Genomic DNA, 13,670 nt, shown 5'->3' on the forward strand with positions numbered 1-13,670 from the left:
ATATGGCTGAAGCCTATATCGCCGCCGTCGCCCGCAGCGCCGGCGGCAAGCGGGGCGGCCGCCTCGCCGCCGTCCACCCCGCCGATCTCGCCGGCAAGGTCCTCGCAGGCCTTGTCGAACGATCCGGCATCGACCCCGCCGGCGTGGAAGATGTCATCATGGGCTGCGCCTGCCCCGGCGGCGAGCAGGGCGCGAACATCGCCCGCAACGCCGTCCTTGCGTCAGGCCTCCCCGAATCCGTCCCCGGCACCCATGTCGACCGCCAATGCGGCTCCTCGCAACAGGCGCTGCACTTCGCCGCCGCGACGGTGATGTCCGGCGTGCAGGATGTGGTGATCGCCGCCGGCGTTGAAAGCATGACCCGCGTGCCCATGGGCCTGCCCTGGACGCTTCCCGCCAAGCATGGCTTCGGCTCCTATCGCAGCCCCGGCATCGAGGCGCGCTACCCGAACCAGCCCTTCAGCCAGTTCGGCGGCGCGGAGATGCTGGCGAAGAAATATGGCCTGACCCGCGATGTGCTGGACGCCTATTCGCTCGAAAGCCATCGCCGCGCTGCCGTCGCGACGCAGGCGGGCAAGTTCGATGCAGAGATCATTCCCCTCGAAGTCGTCACCCCGGAAGGCGAAACGGTCGTCCACAAGGTCGACGAAGGCATACGCTTCGACGCCAGCCTGGACAGGATCGCCAGCGTCAAGCTGCTGGCCGAAGGCGGCGTGATCTCCGCCGCCAGCGCCAGCCAGATCTGCGACGGCGCCGCCGCGCTGCTGGTGGTGAACGAACGCGGCCTCAAGGCGCACGGCCTGACGCCGCTGGCCCGCGTGCACCAGATGACGGTGCTCGGCCACGATCCCGTCATCATGCTGGAAGCGCCCATTCCCGCGACCGAAAAGGCGCTTGCCCGGGCGGGGATGAAGCTTTCCGACATCGATCTCTATGAGGTCAACGAAGCCTTCGCCCCGGTGCCGCTCGCCTGGACGCAAGTGCTGGACGCCGATCCCGCCCGGCTCAATGTCCATGGCGGCGCGATCGCGCTTGGCCATCCGCTGGGCGGATCGGGCGCAAAGCTGATGGCGACGCTGGTCAGCGCCCTCCACGACCGGCGCGCCCGCTATGGGCTGCAAACCATGTGCGAAGCAGGCGGCATGGCCAATGTAACCATAGTGGAAAGGCTCTGACGAGGGGGCACGACGGAGTGCGGACGCCCTCCCCCACCCAAAATGCTGAACCGCGAGAGAAAGGCCCCGCATGGCGATGATCGCCAATGCGGTGAACCGAGGCCGTGCGTCGAAACGCTCCGGGAACCAGACGCACGGTTAAGCCGTTCATCTTCCAGAAAGAAATGGAGAGGGCAGATGGACGACGCTCTGAAGCCTGATGCCATGTTCGGCATTTTGTTCGGTCTGTTGGTTTCAATCGAAATATGGTGCTTCGCCGCACTCGTGATCAAGGCGGTCGAGTGACGCCGGATTGAAGCGGCGATCCCCACAGAGGCGGTGGTGAGCCCTGCTGGATTCGAACCAGCGACCTACTGATTAAAAGTCAGTTGCTCTACCGACTGAGCTAAGGGCCCTCATGTCCTGAGGTCCGCACGCACTAGAGGCGGCGATGCGGCTGGTCAACCTCCAGAAACCGCTTTTCGCAGGCGGAAATGCAAATGGCGGATCGAAAGTCGGGACACGGGGTCGCGCCAGCCCGGAGCAATGGCAAGCAGCGGCGTCAGTACGAAGTCCCGCTCGCAAAAAGCCGGGTGCGGAATGCGCAGCGAGCGGCTGTTCCAGCGACCCCCGGACCACAGGATGATGTCGATGTCCAGCCGCCTCGGCCCCCAGCGCCTGAACCGCTGGCGGCCCAGAGCGCGCTCTATCGCCTGCAAGCCGGAAAGCATCTCTTCGGGCGGCAGGGAACTCTCCATCAGCACCGCGCCATTGACGAAGATGCGCCGCGACGGCCCGATAGGCCGGGTCTGCATGACGGGAGCGACGCTGAGAACCGGGCCCAGTTCCGCGATCAGGCGAACCGCGCCGCTCAACAGGCATGCCGGGGTCATCCGCGCCGACAGCGGCCGGTTCGATCCCAGGGCAAGGGCGTAAACATGACGGGTGCTTGTCTTGACCATCGGACAGCGCCTATCCGGTAGCCATGACGCTGCAAAGTCCTATCCCGCACGGCGAAGCGCCGCATGATTGTCCGCTCTGCCCGCGTCTGGCCGCTTTTCGTGAGCAGAATCGCGCGGAACATCCCGGCTGGTGGAATGCGCCGGTTCCGGTTTTCGGTGATCCGCTGGGCCGAATCGCGATCGTCGGCCTTGCGCCGGGCAAGACGGGCGCGAACCGCACGGGCCGGCCCTTCACCGGGGATTATGCGGGCGATCTGCTGTTCGCCACGCTCGCCAAATTCGGCCTGACCCAGGGCGTCTATGAAGCGCGGCCCGACGACGGGCTCATGCTGCGCAACGTCATCATCCTCAACGCGGTCAAATGCCTGCCGCCGCAGAACAAGCCGCTGCCGGAGGAGATCCACAATTGCCGCGCCTTCCTGAAGCCTGCGGTCGCCGCCTTGCCCCATGCGCAGGTCTTCGTCGCGCTGGGCCAGATCGCGCATCAGTCGGCGGTGAAGGTGCTGGGCGGCAAGCTTCCCATGGCGCGCTTCGCCCATCTGGCGGAGCATCGCATGCCCAGCGGCCAGATCGTCATCGATAGCTATCACTGCTCGCGCTACAATCAGAGCACCGGCCGGCTCACCGCCGGGATGTTCGAAGCGGTGTTCGAGAGGGCGGTGGAACTGGCGACGCTTTAGCCGGCGCACAGGCTGGTCGCGCCTGCAGCTTTCGGACTGAACACCAGCCTGAAGCGCGCTGCGCCAAATCGCAGGTCGCGCGCTCTAGAGCGTTTTCCAAGCAGATGGAATCATCTGCTGACTCGGAAAACGCGACAAAACAAAAACTTAGAGCAGTCGAGCCGATGCAATCGGATCGGAATCTGCTCTAGATGTCCTGCGCGATCCGTGCATAAAGCTCCGGCCGCCGGTCGCGGAAGAAGCCCATGCCCGCCCGGTGCATCCTCGCCTGATCCAAATCCAGCGTCGCCACCAGCGCGCCATTGTCCTTGCCGTCGGCATCAGCGGCGAAATCGCCCCACTCATCGGTGATGAAGCTGTGGCCGTAGAATTTCTGGCCGTCCTCCTCGCCGATGCGGTTGGCGGCAATCACGGGCATGCAGTTGCTGACGGCATGGCCGATCATCGCCCGGCGCCACATGCGGCTGGTGTCGAGGTCCGCGTCATAGGGCTCGGACCCGATGGCGGTCGGATAGAAGAGCATCTCCGCGCCCATCAGCGCCATCACCCGCGCCGTTTCCGGATACCATTGGTCCCAGCATATGCCGACGCCGATGGTGCCATATTTCGTCTTCCACACCTTGAACCCGCTATTGCCGGGGCGGAAATAATATTTCTCCTCATATCCCGGCCCATCGGGAATGTGGCTCTTGCGATAGACGCCCATGATCTCGCCCTCATCGTCGATCATGGCGAGCGAGTTGTAATGATGATGGCCGTCGCGCTCGAAGAAGCTGGTCGGGATATAGACGCCCTCGGCCTTCGCCACCTTGCGCATTTCCTGCACGGCGGGATGCTCGTCCACGGGCAGGGCGTTGGCGAAGAGCTCCTCCTCCTCGACCTTGCAGAAATAGGGGCCCTCGAACAGCTCGGGCGGCAGGACGATCTTCGCGCCGCGCGCCGCCGCCTTCACCACATGGCCGGCGACCATTTCGATATTGTCCGCCCGATCGTCGGAAAAGGCGAGCTGGAGCGCGGCGACGGTAACTTTGGTCATCGATAACACCCTAGAGACGAATGCCCATGCGGGCGGCAATGGCGACGGTGAGGAGATAGAGCAGGATCGTGACCGCGCAACCCGCGATCAGCGCCGGCGCGAAGGAAACCCCACGGCGCAACAATATGGGGATCAGCAGGAACATGGGCAGGGAGGGGATGACATAATAGAATGTCGCCTCCGCATGGCGCGCCATGTTCTCCGCATCCGGCCTGTCGTTCCACAGCCAGATCATTCCCAGCACCGAAATCAGCGGCAATGACGCGATCAGCGCGCCCAGCCCCGGATACCGCCGCGACACCACCGACACGATGGCGATGATGATCCCGGAGATCAGCGCCCGCAACGCCAGCATCGCGCTCATTCAGGCGGACGGCATCTGCTGGCTGCAACAATGGAAGCTGCCGCCGCCAGACAGGATCGCGTCGCTGCGCAGCCCGACGATCTCCCGGCCGGGGAAGAAGGGCTTGAGCGCATCCAGAGCCGCCTGATCATTGGGCTGGCCATAGACGGGCACGATGACGGCGGCATTCCCGATGGCGAAATTCATGTAGCTCGCCGGAATGACCTCTCCATCCACGACCACGCGGCCGGGGGAGGGGACGGACGCGACCTCGACCCCGAACGCCCTGGCCCGCTCCCGCGCGTCGGCATAGACGGCCGCATTGGGATCATCGTCCGTGCTCGCCTCCGGCAGCGCCAGAACGCCCGGCGCCACGAAGCGGGCCAGATTGTCGACATGCCCGTCCGTATGATCGTTGAGCAGGCCATCGCCCAGCCACAACATGTCGGAAAGCCCCAGCGATCCCGCCAGCAATGTTTCGATCTTCCCCCGGTCCAGTTCGGGGTTGCGATTGGGATTGAGCAGGCATTGCTCCGTCGTCACGAACAGGCCGGTGCCGTCGGTGTCGACCGCTCCCCCTTCGAACACCCAGTTCTGGGTCGATGTCGGCAGTCCCGTCGTCGCCGCCAGCCGCGCGCCTATGTCCTCGTCGCCCGGCATCCGATATTTGCCGCCCCAGCCGTTGAAGCCGAAATCCACCAGCGCCCTTTCCCTGCCCCGCATCACCGCGATCGGCGCCGTATCGCGCAGCCAGACATCGCCCAGCTTCTGCACGAGGATGGTGACTCCCGGCGCCACCAGCGCCCGGGCGACGTCCGCATCGCCCTCGCTGGCGCAGACCAGCCGCACCTCCTCGCCCTTGCCGCCGGCATGCAGCGCGCTCGCGAACTGCGCGATCTGCCGCCGCGCATCTTCGAACGCGCCGGGCCACTCCTCGGCAGCGGTCGGAAAGCCGATCCATGTCCACTCGTGCGGCGCCCATTCGGCGGGCATACGGAAAGTCATGGGCTTGGCTCCTGATCGAGGGGTGTCCTCAGCGCCCTCTACAGGATCGGGTTGCGCATTCCAGAGGCATTATGACGGTTGACCGATTTGGGTGGGTGGCGGACATTCCCCCTCCCGCAGGCGGGAGGGGGTTAGGGGGTGGGCTGGCGCGACATCAGCGCTGTTTTGCAACGGCTAAGTCAGAAGCTCGCTACGCCCGCGCCCACCCCTAACCCCTCTCGTTTACGGGAGGGGAATGTCTTGTATTGGCCAATTTCAACCGAAGCACTATAGGCGGTGGATCAAAGTCAAAGTCGAGCGCCAAACTGGAAATAATACACCCGGTAAAAAATCATGCAGCCCGCGAGCATCAAGCGTGCAGTGATCAGGCCGGGACCATCGCTCACCCCTACTGCCAAGATGGAATAGTAGGCGGTGACGCCGCCTCCCGCGAATAATAGAAGACCGCACATCAACGACACCGTTGGGAACCGGTCTATCAGGCTCGGAACTTTTATCATCGGTAAACTGTGTCGGCTTTTGAGCTATAGGGCAAACCGTTTGAGCGGCAATTTCTGGTCGCCTCCACCCCAAACGGGACACCTCACGCGGTGCGTGTCCAATCGGCAACAGGTGCTTCCAAAAGCATCCTATTTCTAGATGAAGGCAATTCAGGTCTGTCCTATTCCGCGCCGCCCGGCCTATCTCCGCACCGCTCTTTGAAACGTCCTGCCAATCGCTTCGCCACGCCTACGCGCGCGCAGGCACGCGCGCGCATATGGTGTGAACTTCGGCGCAGGATTTTGCTCGAAATGGCGGAAATCCGTCATTTCGTCGCCCGGCTCCTGTCGCGGATCGCCCGGAACTCGTCGCCCGGCATCCAATTGGGCCAGTCGGTCGTGTTCGCCAGCGCCCGCCCTACATCATAATAGAGCTTCAGGTCGGCCTTCACTCCACTCCAGTCCCATTTGGGATCATATTCATCCTTGGGGCCGTGATAGCGATGCTCTTCATAGTCCTTGGCCGCCTTTGCGCCCGCGGCGGGCCCGCCCTTCACCAGATCCTGCCCCCCTTCGAAATAGAGCATCGGCACGCCATGCTTGGCGAAGCTGAAATGGTCTGAGCGGTAGTAAAAGCCTTTCTCCGGCGTCGGCTCCAGGCTGGCGACCCGCTTCTGCGCCGCCAGCGCGCGGTCGAGATAGGCGTCAAGCTGCGACTTGCCCTTGCCGATCACCACGACATTCTTCGCAGGGCCCGCCATGCTGAGTGCGTCCATGTTGACGCCGCCCACGGTCTGGCTGAGCGGAAAGACGGGATGGTTGCCATAATAGGCCGATCCCAGCAGGCCCGACTCCTCCGCCGTCACCGCGAGAAAGACCTGGCTGCGATCCGTCGCCCCAGCTTTCACATTCGCCTCCGCCAGCGCGACCAGCGCCGCCGTTCCCGTGGCATTGTCGATCGCGCCGTTGCAGATGTCGTCGCCGTCTGGGGCCGCCTCGCAATGGCCCAGATGGTCCCAATGCGCGGCATAGAGCACATATTCGTCAGGCCGCGTCCTGCCGGGAAGGAGGGCGACGACATTCTTCGAACTATGCCTGCGAATGGCGTTGTCGAAGGAGACGCTGGCCTTCACGCCCTTCAGCGGGACCGCCTTGAACCCGCGCTTCTTCGCCGCCGCCGTCAGCGCGTCGAGATTGAGGCCCGCACTCGCCACCAGCGCCGCGGCCTTGTCCTTCTGCATCCAGCCGATGGCCGCCGACTGGTCCGCATTGCCATTGGCGCTGTCCGCGACATGTTGCGCGCCGGTCCAGCTCGACTGCACGACGTTCCAGCCATAGGCGGCCGGCACCGTGTCGTGCACGATGATCGCCGCCGCCGCGCCCTGCCGCGCCGCTTCCTCGAACTTGTAGGTCCAGCGGCCATAATAGGTCATTGCCCGCCCGTTGAACGGGCCGCGGAGCGTGGGCGTCTGGTAATCCGGATCGTTCACCAGGATGAGGACCGTCTTGCCCTTCACATCGACGCCGGCATAGTCGTTCCACTTTTTCTCCGGCGCGTGGATGCCATAGCCGACAAAGACGACCGGACTGTCCTTCACCTCGATATGCGGCTGGCCGGTGCGGTAGGTGGCGATCACCATCTCAGGACCGTAACTGGCCGAAACCGCCGTCTTGCCGCCGGTGAAGCGGAGCGGCGACACATTCTTCGCGTCGATCTCGACCAGCGGCACGTCCTGGAACCAGCTTCCCTTGTTGCCGGGCTTCAGCCCCAGCGCCTCGAAACGCTGCACCAGATAGGCAAGGGTCTTCTCCTCCCCCGCCGTTCCGGGCGCGCGTCCTTCATAGGCGTCCGAGGAAATCTCCTTCACGACCTCCTTCATCGTATCGATCGAAGGACCGCCGTCGGTCGAAGCGGCAATCGCCGCGCCCCCGCTGGCAAGGGCGATGAGAGAGGTCAGGAAAAGCACGCGCATGGCAAGGCCTTTGAAAAGACTGCGAATGCTCCATTGATGCCAGTTGGCCTGCCGTCAAACAAGCCGAGCGGACAAACAAAAAAGGCGGCCCCGAAGGACCGCCTTCCTGAATGTCTCGCCGGAAGCGAAACCGGATCAGCGCGAATAGAATTCGACGACCAGATTGGGTTCCATCTTCACCGGATAGGGCACTTCATCCAGCGTCGGCACGCGGACATAGGTGACCTTGGCAGCGCCGTCCGCGACGACATAGTCGGGAATGTCGCGCTCGGGCAGGCCCTGAGCCTCCAGGACGAGCGCCATTTCCTGTGCCTTCTTGCCCAGCGTGATCTCATCGCCCGGCTTCACCAGACGCGACGCAATGTTGCACTTCACGCCGTTCACATAGATGTGGCCATGCGACACGAGCTGACGGGCCGACCAGATGGTCGGAGCGAACTTGGCGCGATAGACGACGGCGTCAAGGCGGCGCTCCAGCAGGCCGATCAGGTTCTGGCCGGTGTCGCCCTTCAGACGGGCGGCTTCGATATAGGCCTTCTTGAACTGCTTTTCGGTGACGTCGCCATAATAGCCCTTCAGCTTCTGCTTGGCGCGGAGCTGAATGCCATAGTCGGACATCTTGCCCTTGCGGCGCTGGCCATGCTGGCCGGGGCCATATTCACGCTTGTTGACCGGGCTCTTCGGGCGGCCCCAGATGTTCTCGCCCATGCGGCGGTCGAGTTTGTACTTGGCGCTTGAACGCTTCGACATGATATATTCCTAAGACAATTGCTTATAACGTTGTCCCCGGTATCGCCTGCGATCCATATTTCAGGGGCAGGGCCACCGCTTCACCGGGATGCGGAGCCAATCGCGAAGCGGCGCCTATGACGAAGGGCGGGGGGCATGTCAACCCTCGACAGGCCGGTGTTCCCGGCTTAGGTGAGCGGGCCATGAACCCCGAAAGCTACACGACCATGGCCGAAGTCCGCGCAGGCGTGGACGAACTCGACCGCCAGCTTGTCGCCCTTCTCGCCCAGCGTTTCGCCCATATGCGCGCCGCCGCCCGCATCAAGCCGGAGCGTGGCGCGGTCCGTGACGAAACGCGCAAGGCGGAAGTCATTGCAAATGCACGCGCCGAAGCGGAACGGCTGGGCTTGCCCGGGGAGGCGATCGCGAAGCTGTGGGATCAGTTGGTCGAAGCCTCGATCGCGTATGAGATGACTGAGTTCGATCGACGAAACGCTTGATGTGACCTGCGCCTGCCTTGGCAGGAACGGGCTGCGCTCAGCCTTCAGCGCGACCGTGGATTGCCCAATGCGGACAACACTCCGCGCAAAGTCCGCACCTCCAGATGGTTCCAGCCCGGCTTGGTCAGCAGGTTCCGCAAGGTCCGCTTGGTTGCGGGCGCACGGTCCGGCGGGAAGAAATAGCCTGCGCCTTCCAGCAGATTCTCGAACTGCGCGATCATTCCTTCCAGTTCCGACTGCGGCGCCGGTTCGCCCAGATCGACCACCGTCGGCTGCTCCAGGGAGGACTGCTTCGACCATTCATAGGCGCACAGGATCACCGCCTGCGCCAGATTGAGCGATCCGAATTCCGGATTGATCGGCACCGTCAAGATTTTCCGCGCCAGCGCCACATCCTCTGTCTCCAGTCCCGACCGCTCCGGCCCGAACACATAGGCGGAGCGCCCGGCAACGGCGTGGACCTCCCGCGCCGCCTCTTCGGGCGTCACCACCGGCTTGGTCACGCCGCGCTTGCGCACGGTCGTCGCATAGACATGCGCGCAATCGGCCACGGCGTCGGCCAGCGATTCGAACACTTCCGCCTTGTCCAGCACCACATCGGCGCCGGCCGCAGACGGCCCGGCATCCGGATTGGGCCAGCCGTCGCGGGGCGACACCAGCCGCATCTCGGTCAGGCCGAAATTCAGCATGGCCCGCGCCGCCTTGCCGATATTCTCGCCAAGTTGCGGGCGGACGAGCACGATAACGGGCGTGAGGGGCGTAATTTTTTCCATGTTACCGTTCGTCCTGAGTAGGGGCTGAGCTTGTCGAAGCCCCGTATCGAAGGACTTGCGCGCGAGCAGACTGATCATGTCCCAGTCGCCAGCGATCAGCGCTTCCTTTTTCTTCCGCGACCAGCCTTTGACCTGCTGCTCAGCGGACAGTGCTTCTTCGCGAGTTCCGAAATCCTGTTGCCAGACCAGAGACACTGGCCGTCGGTTCTGCGTATATCCTGCAATTTCGCCAGCTTGATGCTGAGCGATGCGGCTTTCCAGATTATCCGCGTGCCCCAGATAATAGCTGCCGTCCGAACAGCGCAGCATATAGGCGTGGAATGTCATGGCAAGGTCCTTCGATACGCCATTTCGACAGGCTCAATGGCTACTCAGGACGAACGGAGGTTGAGGGAGGCATGAGAGCCCTCAATCACTCCCGACCTCCTTCACCGTGGAGGCGAAATCCTCGAAATCCCGAGCATCGGTGAAGTCCTTGTACACGCTGGCGAAGCGGATATAGGCAACGCTGTCGAGGCGTTTCAGCCCTTCCATCACCATTTCCCCAATCGCCCGCGCTGGAACTTCGCCGTCGCCTGACGTCTCCAACTGCCGCTGGATGCCGGAGATCAGCTTCTCCAGCCGACTGGGATCGATCGGCCGCTTCCGGCAGGCGATGCCGATGGAGCGCGCCAGCTTGTCCCGGTCGAAGGCTTCCTTGCGTCCCTCGCTCTTCACCACCCAGATGTCGCGGAGCTGTATCCGTTCGAAGGTGGTGAAGCGCGCGCCGCAGGCTTCGCACTGACGCCGGCGGCGGATGGCGGCGCCATCCTCCGTCGGGCGGCTGTCCTTCACCTGGCTGTCGTCATGGGCGCAGAAGGGGCAACGCAAGGGCGCTTACCCTTCGTAGATCGGGAAACGGGCGCAGAGGGCGAAGACGCGGTCGCGCACATTGGCTTCCACGGCTGCGTCGCCATGCTCGCCATGATCGCGCAGCCCCTCCAGAACGTCCGCGATCATGTCGCCAATGGCCTCGAACTCCGCAACGCCGAACCCGCGCGTCGTTCCCGCAGGGGAACCAACCCGAATACCGCTGGTCTTGGTCGGCGGCAGCGGATCGCCCGGCACGCCATTCTTGTTGCAGGTGATGAAGCTGCGTTCCAGCGCCTCGTCCGCATCCTTGCCCGAAATGCCGTAGGGGCGCAGGTCGATCAGGGCGAGATGCGTGTCGGTGCCGCCGGAAACGACCGCAAGGCCGCGCTGCTCCAGCTTCGAAGCCAGCGCCTTTGCATTGGTGACGATCGCCTGCGCATAAGTCCTGAATTCAGGACGCAGCGCCTCGCCGAAGGCAACCGCCTTCGCCGCGATCACATGCATCAGCGGCCCGCCCTGAAGGCCGGGGAACACCGCCGAATTGATCTTCTTCGCAATGGCCTCGTCATCGGTCAGGATCATGCCGCCACGCGGACCGCGCAGGGTCTTGTGCGTGGTGGTGGTCACGACATGGGCATGGCCAAATGGCGTCGGATGCGCCCCGCCAGCCACCAGTCCGGCAAAATGCGCCATGTCCACCATCAGCAGCGCGCCGACCTTGTCCGCGATCGCGCGGAAGCGGGCGAAGTCGAGGTGGCGGGGATAGGCCGAACCGCCCGCGATGATCAGCGTGGGCTTTGCTTCGATCGCCTGCGCCTCCAGCGCGTCATAATCGATGAGGTGCGTATCCTCGCGCACGCCATATTGCACGGCATTGTACCATTTGCCCGACAGCGCGGGCTTCGCGCCATGGGTCAGGTGACCGCCTGCATCGAGCGACAGGCCCATGATGGTGTCGCCCGGCTTGGTCAGCGCCAGCATCACCGCGCCGTTCGCCTGCGCGCCCGAATGGGGCTGCACATTGACGAAGCCACAGTTGAAGATTTCCTTCGCGCGGTCGATGGCCAGCTGCTCGACCTCGTCCGACGGGGCGCAGCCCTGATAATAGCGCTTGCCGGGATAGCCTTCGGCATATTTGTTGGTGAAGACCGAACCCTGCGCCTCCAGCACCGCCCTGGATACGATATTTTCCGAAGCGATCAGCTCGATCTGGTTCTGCTCGCGCTTCAATTCCCTGGTGACGCCCGCGAACACCGCCGGATCGGCATCGGCCAGGCTGCGCGTGAAATAGCCTTCGGAGCGGATGTCCGACAGGTCGGGCTGGGTGAGGGTAGCGGTGCTCATAGGGCAGGCTCCTTAAAGCGCGGGATGGGAGAGCTTTTCAACGCGGCCGGCATGGCGGCCACCGCCGAAATCGGTGGAAAGGAAGGCGGAGACGCAGGCCTTGGCCATGTCGACGCCGGTCAGGCGCGCGCCCATGGCGAGGACATTGGCATCATTATGCTCGCGGCTGAGCGCGGCCGACAACGGCTCCGACACCAGAGCGCAGCGGCAGGCGGGGTTGCGGTTCACGGCGATGGAAATGCCGATGCCCGATCCGCAGAGCGCAATGCCGCGTTCGGCGGCGCCGGACGCCACCGCCTTCGCCAGCTTGTAACCGAAATCGGGATAATCCACGCGGTCGGCAGTCGCTGGACCCAGATCGTCGACCTCATGCCCTTCGCCGCGCAGCCAGTCGGCAAGTTCCGCCTTCAGATCGACGGCGGCATGGTCGGAAGCGATGGCGATTTTCACGATAAGGTTGTCCACTCACGCAAAAGGTGATTCGTTCCCGCGCCTCATAGGGGCAGCGCCGCGATATTGCCACAGTCCACCGGCCGACCTATGGCCTGCTTCATGGCTGGCACGATTTTATCCATATTGATGCTCGCAGGCATGGCGCTGACCGGCGGCGGCGCCTACGCCATCGTGAAGAAGGGCGACCGTAAACGGGGCACGCTGATGATCCTCGCCGGACTGGTGATGTTCGGCAATGTCGCCATCTCCGCGATTCCCGGGCCGGACCTGCCGGTGCTGGAAAACGCCCGCTAGGCCCGAAAGGCCATCGCCGTCAGCAGGTCGGTCTGGGTAACTAGGCCGCATAGCCGCCGATCGTCATCGACCACGATCGCCTCGCGCCGGGCACCGCTGGTCAATGGCCGCAGCAGAGCCGCCACGGGCGTATCCGCATGCACGATATAGGGCTCGGACGCGATGTCCTGCACCCGCCCGCCTTCTCTCGCCAGATCCAGCGGGCCCACCACGCCTTGAACACGGCCGGCATCGTCCAGCACGGGAAGCGACAGCAGCCGCCGATCGTGCAGCAATTGCCGCGCCGCGGCCACCGGCTGGCCCGCCCGCACGGTGACGACATCGCGCGACATGATCTCGCCGCACGTCAGCCTGCCATGCGCCCGCTCGGCCGCCCGCATTTCCGCATCGTGCAGCACCGCCTGCAAGTCGGCCGCATTCACGTCCAGCCTGTCGCCATAGGCGTTCAGCGCTTCCTCCACGTCCTGTTCGGACGGCGTGCGCAGGATCGGCGCGGGGTCGCTGGTGCCATGGGTGGTCGCCGCCTTGGCCGCGACATGGGGATAGCTGTGCCCGGCCAGCCGGTGGAAGAGGATTGCGACGGTCACGAGCAGCGCCGTGTTCACGCCGACAGGCACGATCGCGAACATATAGCTCGGCGCGCCATGCGTCGCGCCCAGTACGGCGGAGAGGGCGACGGCGCCTCCGGGCGGGTGGAGGCAGCGCAGCACCGACATGGCGCCGATCGCGCAGCCTACCGCCAGCGCGGCGGCGATGGTGGGATCGGGGATCAGCCGGACCACCATGACTCCGACCAGTGCCGATATGATATTGCCGCCCAATACCGGCCAGGGCTGGGCCAGTGGACTGGCGGGCACGGCAAAAAGCAGCACTGCCGATGCGCCCATGGGGGCGACCAGCAGTGGATGGGCGATCCCGTTTCCCAGCATCAGTCCGCAGAGCAGCCCGGTAACGGCGATGCCGCCAATGGCGCCGCTCGCCGCCTTCAGCCGGTCCAGGAAGCCGGGACCGGCGGGAGCGGGGACGAAGGCGCTGTAATAGCGGCTCCAGATCAGGCGGACGTCGTTCTTCGGATCGGTCATGGGGCGCTGCC

At 64.3% G+C, this 13,670-nt stretch carries 15 protein-coding genes and 1 tRNA gene; 4 read left to right on the forward strand and 12 right to left on the reverse strand.

Features of this window, described 5'->3' with window-relative positions; all coding sequences use genetic code 11:
- Positions 1 to 2 precede the first annotated feature (2 nt).
- Entirely contained in the window at positions 3 to 1,175 is a 1,173-nt protein-coding gene (locus tag H5V43_RS05155; RefSeq protein ID WP_025548128.1) for an acetyl-CoA C-acetyltransferase, read from the forward strand.
- A gap of 319 nt (positions 1,176 to 1,494) precedes the next feature.
- Here the strand turns inward: H5V43_RS05155 and H5V43_RS05160 are convergent.
- Positions 1,495 to 1,570, reverse strand: a tRNA-Lys gene (locus H5V43_RS05160).
- Positions 1,571 to 1,615: 45 nt separating this feature from the next.
- Positions 1,616 to 2,116: a 2-amino-4-hydroxy-6-hydroxymethyldihydropteridine diphosphokinase gene (gene folK / locus H5V43_RS05165; RefSeq protein ID WP_025548130.1), complete on the reverse strand. Its 501-nt coding sequence runs from the start codon at positions 2,114 to 2,116 to the stop codon at positions 1,616 to 1,618.
- Between the two features lie 23 nt (positions 2,117 to 2,139).
- Here folK and H5V43_RS05170 point away from each other — a divergent pair, with 23 nt between their 5' ends.
- Complete coding sequence (locus H5V43_RS05170; protein ID WP_025548131.1) at positions 2,140 to 2,796, forward strand: uracil-DNA glycosylase; 657 nt, start codon at positions 2,140 to 2,142, stop codon at positions 2,794 to 2,796.
- A gap of 187 nt (positions 2,797 to 2,983) precedes the next feature.
- On the opposite strand, the gene aguB is transcribed toward H5V43_RS05170, so the two are convergent.
- The 5 genes from aguB to rpsD all read right to left on the reverse strand — a co-directional run bounded on the left by aguB (position 2,984) and on the right by rpsD (position 8,382).
- Entirely contained in the window at positions 2,984 to 3,832 is an 849-nt protein-coding gene (gene aguB, locus H5V43_RS05175; RefSeq protein ID WP_025552288.1) for an N-carbamoylputrescine amidase, read from the reverse strand.
- Positions 3,833 to 3,842: 10 nt separating this feature from the next.
- Entirely contained in the window at positions 3,843 to 4,187 is a 345-nt protein-coding gene (locus H5V43_RS05180; RefSeq protein ID WP_025552289.1) for a DUF3147 family protein, read from the reverse strand.
- Between the two features lie 9 nt (positions 4,188 to 4,196).
- Entirely contained in the window at positions 4,197 to 5,180 is a 984-nt protein-coding gene (locus H5V43_RS05185) for an agmatine deiminase family protein (RefSeq protein ID WP_099185796.1), read from the reverse strand.
- Positions 5,181 to 5,985: 805 nt separating this feature from the next.
- On the reverse strand, positions 5,986 to 7,632 hold the full coding sequence (locus tag H5V43_RS05190; RefSeq protein ID WP_025549842.1) for a M28 family metallopeptidase: 1,647 nt from the start codon (positions 7,630 to 7,632) through the stop codon (positions 5,986 to 5,988).
- Positions 7,633 to 7,767: 135 nt separating this feature from the next.
- The gene (gene rpsD, locus H5V43_RS05195; protein WP_025549841.1) at positions 7,768 to 8,382 is read right to left on the reverse strand and encodes a 30S ribosomal protein S4; all 615 of its coding nucleotides are present in this window, start codon (positions 8,380 to 8,382) and stop codon (positions 7,768 to 7,770) included.
- A gap of 182 nt (positions 8,383 to 8,564) precedes the next feature.
- Here rpsD and H5V43_RS05200 point away from each other — a divergent pair, with 182 nt between their 5' ends.
- The gene (locus tag H5V43_RS05200; protein ID WP_025549840.1) at positions 8,565 to 8,861 is read left to right on the forward strand and encodes a chorismate mutase; all 297 of its coding nucleotides are present in this window, start codon (positions 8,565 to 8,567) and stop codon (positions 8,859 to 8,861) included.
- 44 nt (positions 8,862 to 8,905) lie between these two features.
- Here H5V43_RS05200 and H5V43_RS05205 read toward each other — a convergent pair whose 3' ends face one another.
- The 4 genes from H5V43_RS05205 to rpiB form a co-directional block, all read right to left on the reverse strand.
- Positions 8,906 to 9,961 (reverse strand): TrmJ/YjtD family RNA methyltransferase, encoded by a 1,056-nt coding sequence (locus tag H5V43_RS05205; RefSeq protein ID WP_099185794.1) that lies wholly within the window; start codon positions 9,959 to 9,961, stop codon positions 8,906 to 8,908.
- 81 nt (positions 9,962 to 10,042) lie between these two features.
- A complete protein-coding gene (nrdR, locus tag H5V43_RS05210) occupies positions 10,043 to 10,504 on the reverse strand; it encodes a transcriptional regulator NrdR (RefSeq protein ID WP_013040447.1) in 462 nt (153 codons plus the stop codon).
- A 6-nt stretch (positions 10,505 to 10,510) separates the two neighbouring features.
- A complete protein-coding gene (glyA, locus tag H5V43_RS05215; protein ID WP_099185793.1) occupies positions 10,511 to 11,830 on the reverse strand; it encodes a serine hydroxymethyltransferase in 1,320 nt (439 codons plus the stop codon).
- 12 nt (positions 11,831 to 11,842) lie between these two features.
- Positions 11,843 to 12,280: a ribose 5-phosphate isomerase B gene (gene rpiB / locus H5V43_RS05220; protein WP_025549838.1), complete on the reverse strand. Its 438-nt coding sequence runs from the start codon at positions 12,278 to 12,280 to the stop codon at positions 11,843 to 11,845.
- Between the two features lie 102 nt (positions 12,281 to 12,382).
- Between rpiB and H5V43_RS05225 the strand changes: the two genes are divergently transcribed.
- Positions 12,383 to 12,577 carry a hypothetical protein gene (locus tag H5V43_RS05225; protein ID WP_025549837.1) on the forward strand — a complete coding sequence of 65 codons (195 nt, stop codon included), beginning with the start codon at positions 12,383 to 12,385 and terminating at the stop codon, positions 12,575 to 12,577.
- Here the strand turns inward: H5V43_RS05225 and H5V43_RS05230 are convergent.
- Positions 12,574 to 13,659 (reverse strand): HPP family protein, encoded by a 1,086-nt coding sequence (locus H5V43_RS05230; RefSeq protein ID WP_025549836.1) that lies wholly within the window; start codon positions 13,657 to 13,659, stop codon positions 12,574 to 12,576. The two genes, H5V43_RS05225 and H5V43_RS05230, sit on opposite strands and share 4 nt — an antisense overlap.
- Positions 13,660 to 13,670: the final 11 nt, after the last annotated feature.

The sequence above is a fragment of the Sphingobium fuliginis genome (genome assembly GCF_015074805.1).
Classification (GTDB): Bacteria; Pseudomonadota; Alphaproteobacteria; order Sphingomonadales; family Sphingomonadaceae; genus Sphingobium; species Sphingobium fuliginis.

Excerpts from the sequence above, each read along its gene's own strand:
- H5V43_RS05155 (WP_025548128.1), top strand. The coding sequence starts at position 3 with ATGGCTGAAGCCTATATCGCCGCCGTCGCCCGCAGCGCCGGCGGCAAG.
- folK (WP_025548130.1), bottom strand. The coding sequence starts at position 2,116 with ATGGTCAAGACAAGCACCCGTCATGTTTACGCCCTTGCCCTGGGATCG.
- H5V43_RS05170 (WP_025548131.1), top strand. The coding sequence starts at position 2,140 with ATGACGCTGCAAAGTCCTATCCCGCACGGCGAAGCGCCGCATGATTGT.
- aguB (WP_025552288.1), bottom strand. The coding sequence starts at position 3,832 with ATGACCAAAGTTACCGTCGCCGCGCTCCAGCTCGCCTTTTCCGACGAT.
- H5V43_RS05180 (WP_025552289.1), bottom strand. The coding sequence starts at position 4,187 with ATGCTGGCGTTGCGGGCGCTGATCTCCGGGATCATCATCGCCATCGTG.
- H5V43_RS05185 (WP_099185796.1), bottom strand. The coding sequence starts at position 5,180 with ATGACTTTCCGTATGCCCGCCGAATGGGCGCCGCACGAGTGGACATGG.
- H5V43_RS05190 (WP_025549842.1), bottom strand. The coding sequence starts at position 7,632 with ATGCGCGTGCTTTTCCTGACCTCTCTCATCGCCCTTGCCAGCGGGGGC.
- rpsD (WP_025549841.1), bottom strand. The coding sequence starts at position 8,382 with ATGTCGAAGCGTTCAAGCGCCAAGTACAAACTCGACCGCCGCATGGGC.
- H5V43_RS05200 (WP_025549840.1), top strand. The coding sequence starts at position 8,565 with ATGAACCCCGAAAGCTACACGACCATGGCCGAAGTCCGCGCAGGCGTG.
- H5V43_RS05205 (WP_099185794.1), bottom strand. The coding sequence starts at position 9,961 with ATGACATTCCACGCCTATATGCTGCGCTGTTCGGACGGCAGCTATTAT.
- glyA (WP_099185793.1), bottom strand. The coding sequence starts at position 11,830 with ATGAGCACCGCTACCCTCACCCAGCCCGACCTGTCGGACATCCGCTCC.
- H5V43_RS05225 (WP_025549837.1), top strand. The coding sequence starts at position 12,383 with ATGGCTGGCACGATTTTATCCATATTGATGCTCGCAGGCATGGCGCTG.
- H5V43_RS05230 (WP_025549836.1), bottom strand. The coding sequence starts at position 13,659 with ATGACCGATCCGAAGAACGACGTCCGCCTGATCTGGAGCCGCTATTAC.